Consider the following 18,601-nt stretch of genomic DNA (forward strand, 5'->3'; position numbering starts at 1 on the left):
GGTGAACCCGCAGCCCGCCCCACACCCACTTGGAGGTAACGGCCATGAGCCGCCAGCATCACGTCCCTCTTTTCCGCGAGCGGATCCGGTCCGGCCGGGCCCTCATCGGCGCGGGCGCCGGCACCGGGCTGTCCGCCAAGTGCGCGGAAGAGGCCGGCGTCGACTTCATCGTCATCTACAACGCGGGCAGGTTCCGGATGGCCGGGCGCGGGTCGATGGCCGGGATGATGCCGTACGGCAACGCCAACGACATCGTCGTCGAGATGTCCGCCGAGGTCCTGCCGGTCGTGAGCCGGACGCCCGTGCTGGCGGGCGTCTGCGCCACGGACCCCTTCAAGAACATCCCGCTGTTCCTGGGGCGCCTCAAGGAACTCGGGTTCGCCGGGGTGCAGAACTTCCCGTCGGTCTGCCTGCTGGACGGCAGCGTGCGGGCGGACCTGGAGGCCACCGGTTACGGCTTCGACAAGGAGGTGGAGATGGTCCGCACCGCCCGCGAGATGGACATGCTCACGGCCACCTACGTGCGCACCGAGGACGAGGCGCGCGACATGGCCGCCGCCGGCGCCGACATCGTCGTCGCGCACGTCGGTCTGACGACCGCCGGGATGATCGGCTCCACGTCCCCGATGTCGCTGGCGGACGCCGCGGCCCGCACCGCGCAGATCCACGACGCGGCCAAGGCCGCCCGCGAGGACGTGTTCGTCGTGTGCCACGGCGGTCCCATCGCCACCCCGGACGACGCCCAGGAGGTGCTGCGGATGGTTCCCGGCGCCGTCGGCTTCCTCGGCGCCTCCAGCATGGAGCGCCTCCCGGCGGAGACCGCCCTCGTCGACACCATGCGGCGCTTCACCGAGGTGTCCATCACTCCCACCGACGACGGCTCGCAGCGGACGGGGGCACTGGCGTGAAGCTCTTCCGCACCGCGGACCTGCTCCAGGACCCGACGCCCGTACCTTCGCCGGAGCGGTTCACCGGCGCCGCGTTCAGTTCCGACATCCACGGCGGGCCCACCAGCAAGGCGACCACCGCGCTGATCCGGCTCGATCCGGGCGTGCGCGGCCATTGGCACATCCACGCGGACGGCCAGGTCGTCCACGTGGTGTCGGGATCCGGCTTCGTCGGACGCCGTGACGAGGAGCCGCTTCAGGTGACGGCGGGCGACACCGTGTGGATCGAGCCGGGCGAAGAGCACTGGCACGGCGCCTCCGGCGAGGGGCTGGCCCAGCTGGCCTTCTCGTTCGGCGCCATCACCTGGCTGGAGCCGAGCACATGACCTCCCCGTCCGCACCGTCCTACGAGGAGATCGCCGAGGCGGTGCTCGACACCGCCTCCCGGCCGCTCCCCGAGGACGTGGCCGCGGCCGCGCGCCGGACGCTGTTCAACGTGCTGGCCGTGGCCCTGGGGGCGTCCGAATCCCCCCAGGTCATCCGGCTGGCCGCCGCGCTGGCGGCGGCGTCCGGCATCCCCGCCGCTCCCGGAGTGCGCGGAACCGCGAGTCCCGCCGACGCGGCGCTGCTCACCGGCTTCGCCGGGCACCTGGACGACTTCGACGACACCCACCTGGTGACGGTCATCCACCCCGGGGCGAGCGTCCTCGGTGCGGCGTGGGCGGCGGGCTGGACCGCGGACGCGTCCGGGAGCGACCTGCTGGCGGCCTTCGCCCTCGGCTGCGAGGTCCAGCTGCGGCTCGGCCTGGCGGTCAGCCCGGAGCACTACGACCGGGGCTGGCACATCACCGGCACCTGCGGGGTGGTGGGAGCCGCGGTCACCGCGGCACTGCTCGGCGCACTCGACCGCGACCGGATCTCGGACGCGCTTCGCCTGGCGTCCCTGCAGACACTCGGGCACCGGGAGGCGTTCGGCACCGAGGTCAAGCCGTTCCACGCCGGCAAGGCCGCCGCGGGCGGGCTGCTGGCCGCCGGGGAGGCCGCCCGCGGCCGGTTCACCGCTGACGCCGCGGCCGTCCTGCCCGACACCGGCGGGCTGCTGCGGGCCCTCGCGCCCGGAGACCGATCACCCGGCCGTCTTCTCGACGCCTTCGGAACGCGTTGGGAGCTGACCGACAACACCTTCAAGCCCTATCCGTGCGGCATCGTCGCGCATCCCGGCATCGACGCGGCCGTGCGGGCGCACGAGCGCGGCGTCGCCGCCGCGGACGTCGTCCGGATCCGCTACCGCTGCCATCCGCTGGTCCCGGAGCTGATGGGACGGCTCGACCCGCGGACCGGTCTGCAGGCGCGCTTCTCGGCGGTGCACGGGGTGGCGGCGGGCCTGGCCCGCGGCACCGGCGGGCTCGCCGAGTTCAGTGACGCGGCGGTGGCCGATCCGGCGCTGGCCGGGCTGCGCGCGCGCGTCGAACTGTGCCCGGAACCGCACATGCCACGGGACTCGGCCGTGCTGGAGATCCACACCGCCGGCGGAGGCACCGTCGAGTCGGTCGTCGAGCACGCGCGGGGCAGCCTACTGCGCCCGCTGACCGACGAGGAGCTCATCGCCAAGGCCGAGGCTCTCGCGCCCGGCCGGGCGGAACCGATCTGGGACGCGGTCACCCACCTGACACGGGACGACGGACCGCGGACCGTCCAGGCGCTCCTAGAGGAATCGCGACGGAAGGTGGCGGCCCGATGACGACGGAGACGACCGCGCGCGTAGCGAGCTTCGTCGCCGAGGCGCCCGTCGCCCCCGCGGCGGCCGTCGCGGCCACCGCCCTGTGCGAGAACCTCCCCGAACTGGAGGCCGCGGCCGCGCGAGACCAGCGGGCGGCCGTCGCGTACTGGGTGGCCTGTGCTCTCCTGCACCACGCGGGGGGCGACGGACCCTCAGTGGTGGAGAACCTGGCCGTCGCGCTGGAGCCCGCCCTGCGGGTGTACGACTCACTGGACGGTCGCATCGAGGGCGGCTGGGACCCGGTGTGCGCGGCGGTGCTCGTGGGTTCCGCCTCGGCCGCCGCCCGCCACGACGGCTTGGACGGGGAGGCCGCGCTCCGTGCGCTCGGCATCGCCGTCACCCAGGCGTCCGGGCTGGAGACGCTGTCCGGCACCTTGCTGGGAACGTTCCAGCGGCGGATGGCCGCCCGCAACGGGCTGGAAGCCGCCCGCCTTGCCGGTGCGGGCATGACCGCTCCCGCCACCGGCCTGGAGGGCAGGCGCGGACTGTACGCGCTGATGGCGCCCACCGCGGACCCGTCCGCCGCGGCCGACCGGCTCGGCCGGCGGTGGCTCGTCACCGCACTGCCGACCGCGCCCGGACGGGGCCCCGCGGCCGGCCGCGGGGAGCGACGGCCGGGCTCGCTCCAGCACGCGGCGGAGGCCCTGGCATGACGGCCCTCGCCACGCTGGCCGACCGGCTGCGGCCGGAGCGGACGGCGCTGATCCTCATCGACCTGTCCAACGACTTCGTGCATCCGGAAGGCAAGGCCGTCACCGTCGGTGGCCGAGACGTGAGCCATGCCCAGCGGATCCTGCCGGTGGTCGCCGAGCTCGCCGACGCGGCCCGCAGGGCCGGGGCGGTCGTGATCCACAGCCAGCACACCACGCTGCAGGGCGGCGCCAGTGACTCACCGGTGTGGCGGGACGCGCGCTCACGCGCCGCGTACTCCGCTCCGGACATCTGCCTCGACGGGTCCTGGGGGCAGCGGATCCTCGAAGAGGTCGAGCCACGGCCCGGAGACCACATCGTCAAGAAATACCGGTACGGCGGCTTCACCGGGACGAACCTGGAACTGGTCCTGCGCAGCCTGGGACGCGACAGCGTCCTGTGCTGCGGCGTGTCCACGAACGTGTGCGTGGACACCACCGCCCGCGAGGCGTTCTCCCGCGACTTCTACGTCACGATCGCCGCCGACGCATGCGCGTCCTGGGACATGGACCTGCACGCCGCGGCGCTCCGCACCGCCGAGAGCCGGTTCGCCGTCGTCGCGTCGACCCGCGACGTCCTTGCCGCCTGGTCCTGAACGAACCGACGAGGAAGCCACATGATCGCCGAAATGCGCTACTACACCATCACGCCCGGCCACACCGAGGCGCTGTTCGACCAGTTCGTCAACACGAGCCTGCCGCTGTTCGCCAAGCACGGCATCACCGCGCACGGCCCCTGGCTGCGGCGGCTGACCAAGGGCGAACAACTCGTCTACGTCCTGGAATTCACCGACGAGCAGGACCGCGAGACCCGCTGGACGGCGTTCCGCGAGGACCCCGAATGGCAGGCGGTCGTCGCGGCCGGCCAGGGACAGGTTCCGCACATCGCGGGCAGCGAGATCGTGGAGATGAGCCGATGAGCACCCAGACGACCGCCGTCCGCGTCCATGGTCACCACATCGCCGGGGAACGGGTGGACGGCCCGCTACTTGACCGGAGGGCCCCGGCTTCGAACCAGGTCGTGGCCCGCTACGCCGCCGGCACGGCGGAGAACGTGGACGCCGCCGCCCGCGCCGCCGCCGAGGCGTTCGCCTCCGCGGACTGGCGGCGCACCCCCGCGATGGCCCGCGCCGGGCTGCTGGAGAACCTGGCCGCGCTCCTGGAACGCGACGCCGACCGGCTCGCCGCACTCGACTCCGAGGAGGTCGGGAAGCCGCTGCGGTTCGCGCGCGGGGACGTCGACCTGGGCATCGCGCACGTCCGGCAGGCCGCGGCGCTCGCGCGGACGTCCAAGGGCGAGTCCTACACCGGCCTGGCCCCCGCCTATACCGCGCTCGCGACCCGGGAACCGGTCGGGGTCGCCGCGCTGATCATTCCCTGGAACTTCCCGGCGCTCATCCTGCTGCAGAAGCTCCCCTACGCCCTGGCCGCCGGATGCACCGTGGTGGCCAAGCCGTCGGAGTTCACGTCCGGCAGCGCACTGGAGATCGCCGCACTGTGCGAGGAGGCCGGAATCCCGCCCGGGGTGGTGAACGTCGTGACCGGCACGGGCCCGGACGCGGGACTCCCCATGGTGACCCACCCGCTGGTCTCCTACGTGTCGTTCACCGGGTCCACGAGGGTCGGCCGGGAGGTGATGCGCGCGGCGGCCGGCTCCCTCACCCGGGTCGGCCTGGAGCTGGGCGGCAAGACCGGCAACGTGGTCTTCGCCGACGCCGACCTGGAGACGGCGGCCGACGGCATCGTCTTCGCGGCCTTCGCCAACCAGGGCGAGTCGTGCGTCGCCAGCTCGCGCCTGCTCGTGGACGAGACCGTCGCCGAGGAGTTCACCGCCGCCGTCGTCGACAGGGCGTCCGCGCTGCGGGTCGGGATGCCCGACGACCCACGCGCGGACATCGGGGCGCTCATCCACCACGAGCACCGGGACCGGGTGCACGCCGCCGTGCTCGCCGGGGCGGACGCCGGCGGGAAGGTGCTCACCGGAGGGAACCCGCCCGGCGGTCCCGACCTGGAAGCGGGCGCCTTCTACCCGCCGACCGTGATCGCCTCCGTGGGGCGGGAGTCGCCGGTGTTCCAGAAGGAGATCTTCGGACCCGTCCTGTCGGTGACCACCTTCCGTTCCGAGCGGGAGGCCGTCGAGCTGGCGAACGCCACCGACTACGGCCTCGCCCAGTCCGTGTGGACCACGAACCTCGACCGCGCCTTCGCGGTCAGCCGTGACCTGGAGGCCGGCACCGTATGGGTGAACACCGCCACAGACGGGTCTCCGGCGCTGGCGTTCGGCGGCGTGAAGGCGTCCGGCTTCGGGCGCGAGGCCGGCGAGGAGGGGCTGCGGGAGTTCACCGAGTACAAGACGGTGCAGTTCCGCGGCGAGCCCCGGGTGAGCCCCTTCGCCAGGACGGAGCCGGCACGGTGAGCCTCGTCCACATCGTGCTGATCAAACCCCGGGACGGGCAGGAGGCCCGGGTCGGCGACCTGCCGGCGGCCGCCACCGGCCCCGGCTCCACCACCTTGGGAGCGCAGCGGACATGACGGAGAGCATCGGCTTCATCGGCCTCGGCGCGATGGGCCTCGGAATGGCCGCCAACCTCGTCAAGGGCGGCCACGACGTGCACGGCTACGATCCCTCGCCGGAACGCCGCGAGAAGGCCGCCGAGGCGGGTGTCCGACTGGTGGACTCCCCGCTGGATGCGGCGAAGGCGTCCTCCGGCGTGGTCATCTCCGTGGTACGGGACGCCGCGCAGACGCGCGAGGTCCTGCTCGGCGAGCAGGGCGTCGCCCGCGCGGACCGCCCGGTCACCGCCGTCGTGGCCAGCACCCTCGACCCGTCCACGATGAAGGCGCTGGCGGCCGAACTCGGCGGGCACGGCGTGACCGCCGTCGACACGACGATGTCCGGCGGCCCCTGGGGAGCCGAGGCGGGCACCCTGACGCTGATGGTGTCCGCCCCGGCCGAGGTGTTCGGGCGGCTCCGCCCGCTGCTGGACCTGATGGGCCGCAACATCTTCCACGTCGGCGACGAGGTGGGCACGGCGCAGGCGGCCAAGCTCGCCGTGCAGCTCACCTTCGGCATCAACATGATGGGCGTGTTCGAGGCGATCCGGCTGGCCGACGAGTACGGCGTCGACGAAGGCCGGCTGATGGAGATGCTGTCGGTCAGCGTGGGCGGCAGCTGGGTCGTCGACAACTGGCGGCGCGTCAAGCCCTGGTGGGAGCACTACGTGCCGGGCGAGGACCTCGACATCCTCCTGAAGGACATGCGGTCGGTGCAGCGCGAAGCGGACGAGGGCGACTTCCCCATGCCCGTCACGGCGCTGTCGTTCCAGCTCATGCGGCACGTGTGGCCGGCATGGGCCGCGCTGAAGGACGCGCGGGCCGGGGAGGCGCGGGAATGACCACGGTGACCGCCCCCGACGGCACCCGCCTGGCGGTCGAGGTCGAAGGCTCCGGACCGCCCCTGCTCTTCCTGCACGAGGTGGCCGGTGACCTGCACGACTGGCGGGCACAGGCGGCTCACTTCGCCGACCGGTACACCTGCGTCCGCTACAACGCGCGCGGCTACCCCCCGTCCGACGTCCCCGCGGACCCGGACCGCTACGGGCAGCACACCGCCGTCCGGGACGCGCTCGCCGTGCTGGACGGGCTCGGCCTCGACGCGGCCCACGTCGTGGGCCTCTCGATGGGCGGCTTCTGCGCCGTCCACCTGATGCTGGAGCACCCGGAACGCTGCCTCAGCGCCACGGTGGCCGGGGCAGGGTACGGCTCGGCTCCCCACCAGCGGACCGGGTTCGCCGAGGAGGCGCGCACCGCCGCCCGCATGTTCCGGGAAGACGTGCGGGCCGCCGCGGACGCCTACCAGAACGGCCCCACCCGCGTGCAGTACCGGCTCAAGGACCCGGACGGGTGGCGTTCGTTCGGCTCCCGGCTGGCCCGCCGCGACCCGATCGGGATGTCCATGACGTTCTCCCAGGTCCTCGCGGAACGCCCCTCGCTGTACGACCTGCGGGACCGCCTTGCGGCCGCGCGAACCCCGGTGCTGCTGGTCGTCGGCGACGAGGACGACGGCTGCCTCGACGTCAAGATCATGCTCAAGCGGACCATCCCCGGCGCCGCCCTGGCGGTGCTGCCGCGCACCGGCCACACCCTCAACCTGGAAGAGCCCGCGGCGTTCAACGCGGTGCTCGAGGACTTCCTCGACAAGGTCACCGGCGGCCGATGGGCGCCGAGGGACCCCGCCACCCTGGGCAGGGGCCTCGTCGGCATGACCCCCGGACCGTCCGAAACGAAGGAGCTCCCATGACCGCGAACGACGACGGAGCTCCGGCCGTCCGCCAACTGCGCCTCGTCATCGAGGCGGAGGACTACGAGGCCGCCGTCGCCTTCTTCCGTGACGCGCTCGGCCTGCCCGAGCAGGCCGCGTTCTCCGGCGAGGGCGACGCCCGGGTGGTGATCCTCGACGCCGGCCGGGCCACCCTGGAGATCGCCAACCCCGCGCAGAAGCGGCTCATCGACGAGGTGGAGGTGGGCCGCCAGGTCGCGCCGAAGTTCCGGGTCGCCTTCGAGGTCGGCGACACCCGCTCGGTCAACGACCGCCTCCTGGAGGCGGGCGCCGCGTCCGTCGCCCCGCCCACCATCACCCCCTGGCAGTCGCTCAACGCCCGGCTGGACGCGCCCGGCGACGTGCAGATCACGCTCTTCGAGGAACTGAACACCCTCGAAGAGCGCAGCACGCTGGACGGATTCGGCACCGAACGAGGACGGTCCGATGCCGCCGGAAGCTGAACCCCTGCTGATCCGCGGCGCCCGCCTGCTCGACTCCGCCGACCCGGTCGACGTCCACCTGGCCGACGGGCGGATCGCCGCGATCGGCGACCTCACCGCCCCGCCCTCCGCGAAGACCATCGACGCGGACGGCGGGCTCCTCACCCCCGCATTCGTCGAACCCCACTTCCACATCGACAAGGCGCTGACGCACCCGCACCTGCCCCCGACCGACCACGAACGTCCCCTGGACGCCGCGCTGGAACGCACTCGCCACATCAAGGCCCGCTACACCCCCGACGGACTGCGAGAACGCGCGGCCACCGCCATCCGGCTCGCGGTCGGCCACGGCGTGGGAACGCTGCGCGCCCACGTCGACGTCGACCCGGTGGGCGGCCTCTCCGCCCTGGGCGTCCTCGCGGAACTGCGGGACCGCCACCGCGACATGATCGACATCCAGCTCGTGGCGTTCCCCCAGGAGAGCATCGTCCGAGACCCCGGAGCCCTGCGCCTCCTCCGCGAAGCCCTCACCTCAGGCGCCGACGTCCTCGGCGGAGCCCCCGACGTGGAGGAGCCCCGCGACCGGCACCGGCACATCGACCTGCTCGTCGAACTGGCCGCGGTGACCGGCGTGGACCTCGACGTCCACTGCGACTACAGCTACGACCCGGGGCAGCGCGACCTGGAGAAGCTCGCACGCTCGACCGTCGAGGCCGGCCTCACCGGCCGCGTCCGCGCGGGCCACTGCTGCGCCCTCGACGCCTACGACGACACGGCCGCCGCCGAGGTCATCGACGCGGTCCTGGCGGCCCGCATCGACCTGTGCGTCTGCCCGATGGGCAACCTGCTGCTGGTCGGGGACCCGTCCTCTCCCTTCGGCAGGGGCGTGGCCCGCCTCCACGAGCTGCTCGCCCGCGGCGTCACCGTCGCCGCCGGAGGCGACAACATGAACGACATGTGGTTCCCCTTCGGCCGCCTCGACCCGGCGGAAGTAGCCATGGTGACCGCGATCGCCGCCCGCATGTGGTCGGACCGGCAGCTCAGGCGGGTCTTCGACATGGTGACGGTCAACGCGGCGCACTACGTCGGCGCCCCGTCCGACGGCATCCGCCCAGGCGCGGCAGCGGACCTGGTGCTGTTCTCTACCGCCCGGCTAACCGACGTCCTACGCAACGCCCCCGGCCGCCGAACCACAATCAAACGAGGCCGCGTGGTAGGCGGCACCCACTCCTCCACCTGGACAATCTGACCAACCGACCGCTGCGCGCCTCCCCAGGCCGCAACAGCGTCCGGCCCCCACCTCTTCACTCAAGACACCAGAGCCGACAGCACCCAGCGAGCATGGCGACGAAGGGCGCCCAAGTTAGATGGCAACCGTCATCGAGGGGCGATGAGCGTGTTCGAGCGGTGCACATCCGCCTCAGCGTGCCAAGGGTCCGAAAACACGAGCACCCCTGACCGTATTTGTAGTGGTCAGAGGCTTAGATGTGGGCAGGGCGGGGTCGAACCGCCGACCTTCCGCTTTTCAGAAGTAGCAACCACCCTGCCGCCATGGCGTCTACCGAGGTTGGCAGGTGCCCGACGTGCGCCCGTGGTGCGGTGTGGCGGCCGTCGTTGTCGTCAGGGCTGTCGTCACCCTCCGGCCCGTTAACCTCGGCTTTTCGTCGTTGCCGTTCCGCTGCCGCTCACGCGGAAGGAGGTGCCGTTGTGGTCGCTAGCTGGCGGCTGACCACGGGTCGCGTGACGGTTGCAGCGGCCACTGGGAGTCGTCGGAAGCGAGTTTCCCGATAGTGACAGTCCACTCTCCGTGGCCCCCGTGATTCGACAAGGCTGTACCGGGTGCTACACCGATCATCTTGAGTAGGTCATCGCGGTAATTGCGCACCTCGTCGGCGTGTGCACGCAGACCGAAGGCACGAGTTGGGTTGGCGTCGGCATGCAGGTCGAACGCCTTCACTAACCCTGTGAGGAGCACAGCCACGGCTTCGAGCGTCAACTGGTCATCAGAATTCCCGGGCAACATGCCGCAACGGTAACTCACAACCTGAAGTTTGTGACTCGTCGCCCGAGTGAGCACCATGCCCACCAAGTGGCCACACATGCTCGGTGGGCAAGCGCTCTGGGGACGATAAACGGGCACGTCGCCGACCTAGTCATTACGAGTCTCACGAACAAGATCCACACCCGTCCAGCGATGTCCGCTGACCTGCTGGGCTGCCCCTCTCGAACGCTCTTAGGTTCCACCCTCGTCCAGAGCCGCCGTTAGCACCAGCGTTAGCAAGCTCAAGCACTCGCACCGACCGGTCCGGGGTGCTCGTTCGCGCGAACGACGCGCAATGTGTGACAGACCGTCTCGCGCGAACGAGTGCCCCGGCTCGCAGGGGCCCAGGGGGCGGCGTAGCCCAATGCAGTTGCTTTAGCCGGTGGGGGTGCTGCTCGGTGCGGGGCGCACGATCACGCGAACGGTGGTCAGGTGGGCCGGTGCGTTGCGCGTGATCGTGTGTTCCGGGTCCAGGAGGGGTCTGGGGAACCACGGGGTTCCTCAGTCGGCTCGTCCAGCCGGGGTTGCTTGTCTGGCGGGTCACGGTCGTGGTTCGTGCGCGTCACGGGTGGGTCATACCGGGCCGTAATGCCCTGGTGTTCCTTGATCGTGTTGCCGGTTCTCGGGGACGTGGATCGGGTTGGAAGGAGCGGCGGAATGCGCCGTGAGCAGGGGCCGGGTGGCCGGGTTTCAGCATCGGCGGCCGGAGTGATGCCGGCGGCGTGACAGGGCGGCCTGCCGGGTTCCGGGTGCGGCTTGGAGTCCTGACGACGGTGTTCCCTCCCGAACTGGTCGATGAGGTGGTGGCCGAGCACGGCCGGTTGGAGCGGCGGCGCAGGTTGCTGCCGTCGCGGCTGGTGGTCTACTTCGTGCTCGCCTTGTGCCTGTTCGCCCGGGAGTCCTATGAGAGAGGTCGTTCGGCTGCTGGCCGGAGGGCTGCCGGGAAGCCGGGCTCTGGCCGGGGTGAACCGGTCCTCGTTGTGCCGGGCACGGGTCCGGCTGGGTGAACAGGTCTTGGAGTCCCTGTTCCGACAGGTGGCTGGTCCGCTGGCCGGGACGGCGACACCGGGGGCCTGGTGGCGTGGGATGCGGCTGCTGGCCGTGGACGGCACCCAGTTCGATGTTCCAGACTCGGTCAGCAATGGCCAGAGGTTCGACGGGCCCTCATCCAGAGGCATCCCGTTCGGGTTTCCGCAGATCAGGGCTGTGGTTCTGTCAGAGATCGGAACGCATGGGGTGCTGGACGCGGCGATGGGCGGCTACCGGGACGGGGAACGGAGCCTGGCACTTGATCTGGCACCCGCCACGGGGATCGACGACCTGGTGATCGCCGATCGGGGGTTCTGGTCGGCCGAGGTCGTGGACGCCTTCACCGCGACCGGAGCCGATCTGCTGGTCAGACTGCAGTCCAACCACCTGGGCACCGTGCTGGCGGAACTCGCCGACGGGTCGGTCCTGTCCACCTCGACCTGCAGCAAGAGGGTTCGACGGCGAGCCGGAGAGCAAGGCCGGACGCCACCCGCACACATCGTCTTCCGCGTGATCAGCTACGCCGCCGGCGACAACGTCGTCCATCTGGGGACGACGCTCACCGACCACCATGCCTACCCGGCCGAGGAATTGGTGGCGCTCTACCGGCAGCGCTGGGAGATCGAGCTGGCCTTCGACGAGCTGAAGAACCATCTCGGCCCATCCGGGCCGCTGCGCTCACGCACCCCCGAAGGGGCCCGCCAAGAGCTCTGGGCCTTCCTCGCCGTCCATCACGCGATCCGCCGCCTCGCCCACGACGCCGCCGTCAGCACCGGGCCGGTCCTTGACACCGACCGGATCTCCTACCTGACCTGCGTCCGCATCATCCGCAGAAGCATCTACACCCAAGCCGCGACCACCGGCACCAAGCTCACCCATGCGCTCGGCGAAGCCCTGCACGAGGCACGCAGCCGCCTCCTGCCTCCCCGAACCGGCAGACGCCACCACCGAGCGATCAAGAAACCCAGCAGATGGCCGGTGCTGCGCACCCGCGCCGGACACCGCCACGTCGCCCCAGGACGCTGGGCCCACAACCAGACCGTCAAGAACAAACCCCGCCGCGAAGCAGGCCGCGCGTTCACCGGCACCCCACACCCTGCCCAAACCCAGCTACCTCCCTAAAGCAACTGCATTGGGCGGCGTAGCCCCCTGGTTCGCGCTCGCTCTACCGATCGTCTCGCTGGCCCGCTCAGTCTGTTCACCCTCCCCAAGATCGGCGGATGGCTTGTGGCCATGGGCTACCGTGCCGATCATGGGCACGGACGACTGGTTGACCAACACCCGAATCTCATATGACACAGTCGCAGCCAGCTACGCCGCTCAGGTGCGCGGTGCCATCGCTGGGCATCAGTACCTTCGCGCGGCTCTGGCGCTGTTCGCTGACAGTGTGCGGGCGGCTGGTGGTGGTGTTGTGGCGGATGTCGGCTGCGGCCCCGGCCACGTGACCGCCCACCTACACGAACTCGGTCTGGACGCGTTCGGCATTGACCTTTCACCTGGGATGATCGACGTGGCACGGCGCGATCATCCAGGCCTTCGGTTCGACGTTGGTTCGATGACGGACCCGAATTTTTCGGACGCCTCGGTTGCTGGTCTGCTCGCCTGGCAATCCTTGATCCACATCCCCGATGAACAGGCGCTGACCGTGTTCGGGCACTTCCACCGAGCATTGCGCCCAGGCGGACCGCTTCAACTCCTGTTCCATGTCGGCGACGGGTCTCAGTTGAAAACCGAGGGGTATGGCGGTCAGCCGATGAAGGTCCATGTCCACCGTCGTCAGCCTGACCAGGTGTCGTCCTGGCTACGTGACACCGGATTCGAAGTTGAGGCTCAGATGCTCCTCAGCCCGGGCGAGCATGCTTCACAGGCGCTTGTATTCGCGCGCCGGAGGCTTCACGCGTAAATCCCGCCAAGCAAGGCGGTCGGGCGACGCGGCGCGGCGGGACCGGACGGGACAGGCCGCACGCCCGGCGCGCCGGGGCGGGCGGCCGCCGGCGGCGCGGAGCGGCGCCCTTGAAGACGTAGAGAAAGTCCTCATCCGGCACGGCTTATAGGCCGTTGACCTGGGGTTACGTCATGAGTCTGGTCAGGGTTCGGCGGGTCTGGTCGGCGAGGCTGACGGCTGCGCCTAGGCGGTTGTCGATGGTGACGTGGGCTGCGTCGGGTGGGTCTTCGGTGTTGAGTCCGGCGGTGTACTCATCCCAGTTGGCGAGTTTCCAGCCGTCTCGGGGTGCGTCGCGTTGCTCGATGTACTCGTGCATCGATTCGAGAGCTGGCCATGGCCATCAGACGGCCCGAGGGGTGGCCATGGCCGTAACGGCCGCGCGGCAGAGGGAGACGTGGGGCGTTGTTCCTTTGTCGCGCGGTCGTCTTCTAATCGAGGTCGGGCGGGACGGTCACGGGCGGCCCGGGGCCGGTGGCCATGGTGGTGATGATGTGCTGGGCGGCCTCGGCGGGGTCGGTCTGGTTGGTGTTGATGATCAGGTTGAAGACCGGCCCGGTTGCCGTGTGGAGGTCGTGGCGGGTCTCGTCCCATGCCTGGAGACGGGCGGGGGTGTCGGCGTCTCCGCGGTGCTGGGAGCGGTCGGCGCAGACTGCGCGGGGAATCCAAAGGAGGACGGTGGTCCAGTCGAGCGGGATGGCGGCGCGTAGGCGTTGCAGGTCGGGCAGATTGCCCATGTGGACGACGGGGACCCGGTCGGCCTCGACCAGGGCGGCGATGTCGTCGCGCTCGATGGCGTAGATGTTGCCGTAGCGGTGGGTCTCGACGGCCAGGCGCCCGGCGGCGCGTAGCTCGTCCAGGTCGACGGGTGAGATGTGGCGGTAGCCGGTGGTGCGGCCGGTGCCCGCTTTGAGTTTGGCGAGCGGCGCGTATCGGGCGTCCTGGCGTGCCAGCTCGGCGGTGATGGTGTCCTTGCCGCTGGCGGGCGGGCCGTAGAGGATCACGCCGTGACCGGTCATGGCAGGACCCTACGCAGCGCCTCCCGTGTCTGGTCGGCGACGCTGATCGCGGCGCCTAGCCGGTTGTCGACGGTGAGGTGGACGCCGGGCGGGCTGGTCTCGGTGTCGAGCCTGCTGGCGTAGGCGTCCCAGTTGGCGAGCTTCCATGCGTCCCGTGGGGCGTCGCGGAACTCGATGTACTCGCGCATGGAGTCGACGTCACATCGGACCCAGATCACGGCGACGTCCACGCCCTTGGCCTTGCACCGGTTGGTCAGGCGGCTCAACCATGCCGGGTTCTTCAGTTCGGCGATGAACGGGGCGGCGAGGATCGTGGAGATAGCGCAATCGATGTTGTAGTTGGCGGTGTCCATGAGGCACTTGTATTCGAGTGGCCTGACCTCGTTCAGATAGAGGTCGGTGTGGCGGTCGTGCGGGTCGCCGTCCAAGGAGATCAGCAAGCGTTCGGTGAGGCGCCGGGTTATCGAGTCCTTATCAAGGAACGCCCAGCCTGATACGTCACCGAGAAAGCGGGCGAACTCGGTCTTTCCTGATCCGGCGTAGCCGCCGACAAGGACGAGGGTGGTCGTGGCGATGCTGCCGCTCATGGCCCGGCCTCGCCATGCGCTGACCACTCGGGCTTTGAGGGCGTCGCCGGCGGTGGGGTCGCGGTCCTGGGTCTGGTCGGAGACGCGGTCCAAGCCCTGTGTGATGGCGGAGGCGGCCTCCTCGGTGGCGGCCGGGTTGAGCGGGCCCGGCAAGGGGAGGGACTTGGGCTGCACCGATTGTTGTAGGCGGAATGTGTCCGGTGCTCCACGCCCGCTTCAAGGTCCGGAAAGCAAAGCGCCTCTGACCATGTTCCTGCTGGTCAGAGGCTTCGTGGTGGGCAGGGGCGGGGTCGAACCGCCGACCTTCCGCTTTTCAGCTATGGCAACGTCCCTGCCGCGTGGGCATCGCCCGAGGTCGACCGGTTGCCGGTGTGCGCTCATGGCTGGCGCTGGTGCCTGCTGTTGCTGTCACCGCTGCTGTCAGCCGCCGCGCGTCAAGCGACCTTGATGGAGCGGGGGCCGACGCTGACGGTGATGTCCACGTGGCCGCCGAGTGCGGTGGCGTAGGCGCGGAGCGTCTCCAGTTCCATGGCTTCGATGTCGCCGTTCTCGATCTGTGAGACCCGGGACTGTGAGACACCGAGAATCTGGGCGACCTCGGCCTGCGTCTTGCCGATGGCCTTGCGAAGCTCCTTGAGTTGGTGGCCGGCGACGTAGGCGTCCAGTTCGGTACGCGCCCGCGCCTGGCGCTCGGGTCGGCCGGTTCAGGATTGCGGCGGTGTGCTTCGGCCTTGATGTCCTGCCAGCGGAGCCCGGTGCTCATCGTCCGGCCCCTTGTCCTTCGCTGCCCGGTACTCGGCGCAGCGGGCTTCGGCCAGCGGGATGGCCTCGTCGTACCAGCGGGACCACGGTCCGGCCTTGTCTCCGACCACAAGGAAGATCGCACAATCTGGTCATCTGGCTCCGATCGGACGGCGAGCCAGTGGAGCACGTCGGCCGGACACCGCCCGGCATGTTGTCTGATCCACCCACCGGTGGTAGCGTCTCGGTAGTTGCAGTTGTGGTTCCCATAAGCTTATGTGCGCCTGCTGGTACTCACCTCAGGCGCATTTTTTGTTTCCCCGGTAGTCCGTCCGGATGGGGTCATTACGGCGACGCGTGGCTCGCAGAGTGTGGGCTCCGTAATTGCCTTTCGGAAGGGACGAGTATGACCATCGGCACCGTGAAGTGGTTCAACGCGGAAAAGGGCTTCGGCTTCATCGAGCAGGACGGCGGCGGCAGCGACGTCTTCGCGCACTACTCCAATATCGCGGCTCAGGGCTTCCGTGAGCTCCAGGAGGGCCAGAAGGTCCAGTTCGACATCACGCAGGGCCAGAAGGGCCTGCAAGCGGAGAACATCGTTCCCGCCTGAGAACCGAACAGTGCGGTGCCGGGCCCACACCTGAGCCCGGCACCCCTTCCGGCAGGAAACGATCTCCCTGTCGATGCCCGCGTCTGATCTTTCAGGGGTGTAGCCCTTCTACGGCGTTCCGCCATACGGCTCCCCCGAGTACTTGGCTGCGGGTTCTCGGCTGCACACCGCTCAGCCCAGAGCCCGTCCTTCAGCCGCCTTCCGCGGTATCACGCGACGCCCTTTTCGGCTTCGGCGTGCTTCGCGGTTCACTTTGGTTCGTTCTTGCGATCGCTCCGGCCACGGGCTGCGGAGTCTTCCTCGAAACGTGCCACTTCAGGGAAGTTTTGCACATGACCCATGGCACCCGTCCGTCTCAACGTCGCTTCTCTCACTCGCCCACCAGGGCCTCGCGCCAACCGGCCGCCCGGCGGCAGAACGACTTCGCGCTTCCCGTCAGTTCCACGCCGTCGCTGCCCCCGGCCGCGTCGTTCGCCGAGTTGGAAATGCCGGCGGCCCTGCTGTCCACATTGACTAGACAGGGGATGGCGGAGCCGTTCGCCATCCAGGCCTCGACGCTTCCGGACGCGTTGAACGGTCGCGATGTCCTCGGCCGTGGACGTACCGGCTCGGGAAAGACCCTCGCCTTCGGCCTGGCGATGCTCGCCCGCAGCGCCGGTCGGCGCGCCGAGCCGCGTAAGCCGCTGGCCCTGGTGCTCGTCCCGACTCGCGAACTGGCCGTGCAGGTCACCGACGCCCTCATGCCCTACACCCAGTCGCTCAAGCTTCGGTCGGCCACCGTTGTCGGTGGCGTCTCGATCTCCCGGCAGGCCGCCGCCCTCCATCGCGGCGCGGAGATCCTGGTTGCCACCCCTGGACGGCTCACGGACCTGATCAACCGGGGCGCCTGCGGCCTGGAGCACGTACGCACCACCGTCTTGGACGAGGCGGACCAAATGGCCGACATGGGTTGCCTGCCGCAGGTCACCGCGTTGCTCGACCAGGTCGCCCCGGGTGGTCAGCGGATGCTGTTCTCCGCGACGCTGGATCGCAATGTCGACCGTCTGGTCCGGCGCTTCCTCACCGACCCGGTCGTCCACTCGGTCGATCCGTCGGCGGGAGCGGTGACCACCATGGAGCACCACCTGCTGCACGTCACGGAGGCGGACAAGCAGGATGCCACCACGCACATCGCCGCCCGCGACGGCCGCGTCATCATGTTCGTCGACATGAAGCATGCCGCCGACCGGCTGACCCGCAACCTCCTGAGCAGCGGCGTACGCGCTGCGGCACTGCACGGGGGTAAGTCGCAGCCGCAGCGCAACCGTACTCTGGAGCAGTTCCGCAACGGAGACGTCTCCGTCCTGGTCGCCACGAACGTGGCCGCGCGCGGCATCCATGTCGATGGACTGGATCTGGTCGTTAACGTCGACCCGCCCAACGACCACAAGGACTACCTGCACCGAGGCGGCCGTACTGCACGCGCGGGCGAGTCCGGCACCGTGGTCACCCTGGTGCTGCCCAGGCAGCGCCATGAGATTGACCGGATGATGGTGACGGCCGGCATCACGCCGCATTCTGCGCGGGTGCGGTCCGGTGATCCCGAACTCAACCGCATCACCGGTGCCCGACCGCCCTCCGGCATCCCCATCACCATCCCCGCTCCGGCCTCCGAAAGACGGCGTGACAGCGGAGCCGGGCGTAACCGCCGTCCCGTACGAAACCGCCGCTCCCAGCGATTCGCGACAACCGAGCGCGCCGGCAGATAGGCAACCGGACGACGCTCGCGGGACTTCACTGCGGGGCGTCGCGCCAAGGCGGCGGCGAGGAGTCGGGGGTGGACGGCGATGTGCCGGCCACCTCGCGGCTCAGCCGGTCGCCCATCCTTCGTGGGCGACTTGCTGCACCCCTGGGCTGGTCGTGTCCACCACGAGCCTGAGGCCAACTTAGGAATCAGGCGAGGCCGGGCAGTCAGAGTCGCTTGGCTGCGTTCGCGACGGCTGCCCCGCTGTGATCGGGCCCGCTGCAGCGTGACCGCCATCCGAAGAGTTCTGCATCATGCTCCATGAGGCTGTCAGAAGGCCCTATAGCCGAGCAGCTTCCCATCTGGCCCGCTGCGTCGCGCTGACCGTGAGGCGCAAGGCGGACGGTCGTTCGCTGGCGCGTTGCTGTCACAAAGTAGGCCCCGAGACTGCCGTCTCGGGGCCTTTTGGCTGGTCATCTGTGGTGGGCAGGGGCGGGGTCGAACCGCCGACCTTCCGCTTTTCAGGCGGACGCTCGTACCGACTGAGCTACCTGCCCAGGGCGCGTGGTGGTGCGCCTGGCGGTCCTGACGGGATTTGAACCCGCGGCCTCCACCTTGACAGGGTGGCGAGCACTCCTAACTGCTCCACAGGACCTTGCTTCTCCGAGCTTAGCGGCTCCGGAGGGGTGTCTTCGCCGGGTTACCGGCGCTTGGCGACGTCCGAGAGCATACGCGATGGCCTAGGTGGGCGCCAACTCGTTATCCCGATGGGAGGGTGACGGGGGTTATGGG

Annotated in this window: 20 protein-coding genes and 2 tRNA genes; 15 read left to right on the forward strand and 7 right to left on the reverse strand. The window is 70.1% G+C overall.

Annotation, left to right across the window (positions count from 1 at the left end; translation table 11 throughout):
- Positions 1 to 44 precede the first annotated feature (44 nt).
- From E1266_RS05030 to E1266_RS05080, 11 genes are all read left to right on the forward strand, one after another.
- Positions 45 to 908: a phosphoenolpyruvate hydrolase family protein gene (locus E1266_RS05030; protein ID WP_207945427.1), complete on the forward strand. Its 864-nt coding sequence runs from the start codon at positions 45 to 47 to the stop codon at positions 906 to 908.
- A complete protein-coding gene (locus E1266_RS05035) occupies positions 905 to 1,273 on the forward strand; it encodes a cupin domain-containing protein (protein ID WP_132044192.1) in 369 nt (122 codons plus the stop codon). Before E1266_RS05030 ends, E1266_RS05035 begins: the two co-directional genes overlap by 4 nt.
- On the forward strand, positions 1,270 to 2,628 hold the full coding sequence (locus E1266_RS05040) for an MmgE/PrpD family protein (protein ID WP_132044194.1): 1,359 nt from the start codon (positions 1,270 to 1,272) through the stop codon (positions 2,626 to 2,628). Before E1266_RS05035 ends, E1266_RS05040 begins: the two co-directional genes overlap by 4 nt.
- Positions 2,625 to 3,320, forward strand: coding sequence for an MmgE/PrpD family protein (locus E1266_RS05045; protein WP_132044196.1), 696 nt, complete (start codon positions 2,625 to 2,627; stop codon positions 3,318 to 3,320). The genes E1266_RS05040 and E1266_RS05045 overlap by 4 nt, the downstream gene beginning before the upstream one ends.
- Entirely contained in the window at positions 3,317 to 3,952 is a 636-nt protein-coding gene (locus tag E1266_RS05050; RefSeq protein WP_132044198.1) for an isochorismatase family cysteine hydrolase, read from the forward strand. Before E1266_RS05045 ends, E1266_RS05050 begins: the two co-directional genes overlap by 4 nt.
- A 21-nt stretch (positions 3,953 to 3,973) precedes the next feature.
- Positions 3,974 to 4,276: an NIPSNAP family protein gene (locus E1266_RS05055; protein ID WP_132044200.1), complete on the forward strand. Its 303-nt coding sequence runs from the start codon at positions 3,974 to 3,976 to the stop codon at positions 4,274 to 4,276.
- Positions 4,273 to 5,772 carry an aldehyde dehydrogenase family protein gene (locus E1266_RS05060; RefSeq protein WP_165965940.1) on the forward strand — a complete coding sequence of 500 codons (1,500 nt, stop codon included), beginning with the start codon at positions 4,273 to 4,275 and terminating at the stop codon, positions 5,770 to 5,772. The genes E1266_RS05055 and E1266_RS05060 overlap by 4 nt, the downstream gene beginning before the upstream one ends.
- A 112-nt stretch (positions 5,773 to 5,884) precedes the next feature.
- Positions 5,885 to 6,751, forward strand: coding sequence for an NAD(P)-dependent oxidoreductase (locus E1266_RS05065; protein ID WP_132044204.1), 867 nt, complete (start codon positions 5,885 to 5,887; stop codon positions 6,749 to 6,751).
- Positions 6,748 to 7,656 (forward strand): alpha/beta hydrolase, encoded by a 909-nt coding sequence (locus tag E1266_RS05070; RefSeq protein WP_132044206.1) that lies wholly within the window; start codon positions 6,748 to 6,750, stop codon positions 7,654 to 7,656. The genes E1266_RS05065 and E1266_RS05070 overlap by 4 nt, the downstream gene beginning before the upstream one ends.
- The gene (locus E1266_RS05075) at positions 7,653 to 8,138 is read left to right on the forward strand and encodes a VOC family protein (RefSeq protein ID WP_132044208.1); all 486 of its coding nucleotides are present in this window, start codon (positions 7,653 to 7,655) and stop codon (positions 8,136 to 8,138) included. The genes E1266_RS05070 and E1266_RS05075 overlap by 4 nt, the downstream gene beginning before the upstream one ends.
- Entirely contained in the window at positions 8,122 to 9,366 is a 1,245-nt protein-coding gene (locus E1266_RS05080) for an amidohydrolase family protein (protein WP_132044210.1), read from the forward strand. The genes E1266_RS05075 and E1266_RS05080 overlap by 17 nt, the downstream gene beginning before the upstream one ends.
- A gap of 465 nt (positions 9,367 to 9,831) precedes the next feature.
- Here E1266_RS05080 and E1266_RS05085 read toward each other — a convergent pair whose 3' ends face one another.
- Positions 9,832 to 10,140: a hypothetical protein gene (locus E1266_RS05085; RefSeq protein ID WP_132044212.1), complete on the reverse strand. Its 309-nt coding sequence runs from the start codon at positions 10,138 to 10,140 to the stop codon at positions 9,832 to 9,834.
- 921 nt (positions 10,141 to 11,061) lie between these two features.
- On the opposite strand from E1266_RS05085, the gene E1266_RS05090 reads away from it, so the two are divergent.
- Positions 11,062 to 12,309 (forward strand): IS4 family transposase, encoded by a 1,248-nt coding sequence (locus E1266_RS05090; RefSeq protein WP_207945428.1) that lies wholly within the window; start codon positions 11,062 to 11,064, stop codon positions 12,307 to 12,309.
- A 130-nt stretch (positions 12,310 to 12,439) separates the two neighbouring features.
- Positions 12,440 to 13,090: a class I SAM-dependent methyltransferase gene (locus tag E1266_RS05095; RefSeq protein ID WP_132044214.1), complete on the forward strand. Its 651-nt coding sequence runs from the start codon at positions 12,440 to 12,442 to the stop codon at positions 13,088 to 13,090.
- Between the two features lie 166 nt (positions 13,091 to 13,256).
- Here E1266_RS05095 and E1266_RS05100 read toward each other — a convergent pair whose 3' ends face one another.
- The 4 genes from E1266_RS05100 to E1266_RS39225 form a co-directional block, all read right to left on the reverse strand.
- The gene (locus tag E1266_RS05100; protein ID WP_132044216.1) at positions 13,257 to 13,448 is read right to left on the reverse strand and encodes a hypothetical protein; all 192 of its coding nucleotides are present in this window, start codon (positions 13,446 to 13,448) and stop codon (positions 13,257 to 13,259) included.
- A 112-nt stretch (positions 13,449 to 13,560) separates the two neighbouring features.
- Entirely contained in the window at positions 13,561 to 14,148 is a 588-nt protein-coding gene (locus E1266_RS05105) for a guanylate kinase (protein WP_132044218.1), read from the reverse strand.
- Complete coding sequence (locus E1266_RS05110; protein WP_207945429.1) at positions 14,145 to 14,909, reverse strand: AAA family ATPase; 765 nt, start codon at positions 14,907 to 14,909, stop codon at positions 14,145 to 14,147. The genes E1266_RS05105 and E1266_RS05110 overlap by 4 nt, the downstream gene beginning before the upstream one ends.
- A gap of 260 nt (positions 14,910 to 15,169) precedes the next feature.
- Positions 15,170 to 15,400, reverse strand: a complete 231-nt coding sequence (locus E1266_RS39225) for a helix-turn-helix transcriptional regulator (RefSeq protein WP_347876704.1) — start codon at positions 15,398 to 15,400, stop codon at positions 15,170 to 15,172.
- Between the two features lie 482 nt (positions 15,401 to 15,882).
- Between E1266_RS39225 and E1266_RS05125 the strand changes: the two genes are divergently transcribed.
- Positions 15,883 to 16,086: a cold-shock protein gene (locus tag E1266_RS05125; RefSeq protein ID WP_067637084.1), complete on the forward strand. Its 204-nt coding sequence runs from the start codon at positions 15,883 to 15,885 to the stop codon at positions 16,084 to 16,086.
- Between the two features lie 332 nt (positions 16,087 to 16,418).
- Positions 16,419 to 17,834, forward strand: coding sequence for a DEAD/DEAH box helicase (locus E1266_RS05130; protein ID WP_132044220.1), 1,416 nt, complete (start codon positions 16,419 to 16,421; stop codon positions 17,832 to 17,834).
- A gap of 455 nt (positions 17,835 to 18,289) precedes the next feature.
- On the opposite strand, the gene E1266_RS05135 is transcribed toward E1266_RS05130, so the two are convergent.
- Together E1266_RS05135 and E1266_RS05140 are read right to left on the reverse strand one after the other, a co-directional pair.
- Positions 18,290 to 18,366: transfer RNA gene (locus E1266_RS05135), tRNA-Phe, on the reverse strand.
- A 20-nt stretch (positions 18,367 to 18,386) separates the two neighbouring features.
- Positions 18,387 to 18,464, reverse strand: a tRNA-Asp gene (locus E1266_RS05140).
- Positions 18,465 to 18,601: the final 137 nt, after the last annotated feature.

The organism is Actinomadura sp. 7K534 (assembly GCF_004348575.1).
GTDB classification, from domain to species: domain Bacteria; phylum Actinomycetota; class Actinomycetes; order Streptosporangiales; family Streptosporangiaceae; genus Spirillospora; species Spirillospora livida.

Coding starts and splice junctions, on each gene's coding strand:
- E1266_RS05105 (WP_132044218.1), bottom strand. CDS start 14,148: ATGACCGGTCACGGCGTGATCCTCTACGGCCCGCCCGCCAGCGGCAAG.
- E1266_RS05050 (WP_132044198.1), top strand. CDS start 3,317: ATGACGGCCCTCGCCACGCTGGCCGACCGGCTGCGGCCGGAGCGGACG.
- E1266_RS05085 (WP_132044212.1), bottom strand. CDS start 10,140: ATGTTGCCCGGGAATTCTGATGACCAGTTGACGCTCGAAGCCGTGGCT.
- E1266_RS05045 (WP_132044196.1), top strand. CDS start 2,625: ATGACGACGGAGACGACCGCGCGCGTAGCGAGCTTCGTCGCCGAGGCG.
- E1266_RS05090 (WP_207945428.1), top strand. CDS start 11,062: ATGAGAGAGGTCGTTCGGCTGCTGGCCGGAGGGCTGCCGGGAAGCCGG.
- E1266_RS05100 (WP_132044216.1), bottom strand. CDS start 13,448: ATGCACGAGTACATCGAGCAACGCGACGCACCCCGAGACGGCTGGAAA.
- E1266_RS05075 (WP_132044208.1), top strand. CDS start 7,653: ATGACCGCGAACGACGACGGAGCTCCGGCCGTCCGCCAACTGCGCCTC.
- E1266_RS05040 (WP_132044194.1), top strand. CDS start 1,270: ATGACCTCCCCGTCCGCACCGTCCTACGAGGAGATCGCCGAGGCGGTG.
- E1266_RS05095 (WP_132044214.1), top strand. CDS start 12,440: ATGGGCACGGACGACTGGTTGACCAACACCCGAATCTCATATGACACA.
- E1266_RS05055 (WP_132044200.1), top strand. CDS start 3,974: ATGATCGCCGAAATGCGCTACTACACCATCACGCCCGGCCACACCGAG.
- E1266_RS05130 (WP_132044220.1), top strand. CDS start 16,419: ATGACCCATGGCACCCGTCCGTCTCAACGTCGCTTCTCTCACTCGCCC.
- E1266_RS05125 (WP_067637084.1), top strand. CDS start 15,883: ATGACCATCGGCACCGTGAAGTGGTTCAACGCGGAAAAGGGCTTCGGC.
- E1266_RS05080 (WP_132044210.1), top strand. CDS start 8,122: ATGCCGCCGGAAGCTGAACCCCTGCTGATCCGCGGCGCCCGCCTGCTC.
- E1266_RS05060 (WP_165965940.1), top strand. CDS start 4,273: ATGAGCACCCAGACGACCGCCGTCCGCGTCCATGGTCACCACATCGCC.
- E1266_RS05065 (WP_132044204.1), top strand. CDS start 5,885: ATGACGGAGAGCATCGGCTTCATCGGCCTCGGCGCGATGGGCCTCGGA.
- E1266_RS05030 (WP_207945427.1), top strand. CDS start 45: ATGAGCCGCCAGCATCACGTCCCTCTTTTCCGCGAGCGGATCCGGTCC.
- E1266_RS05070 (WP_132044206.1), top strand. CDS start 6,748: ATGACCACGGTGACCGCCCCCGACGGCACCCGCCTGGCGGTCGAGGTC.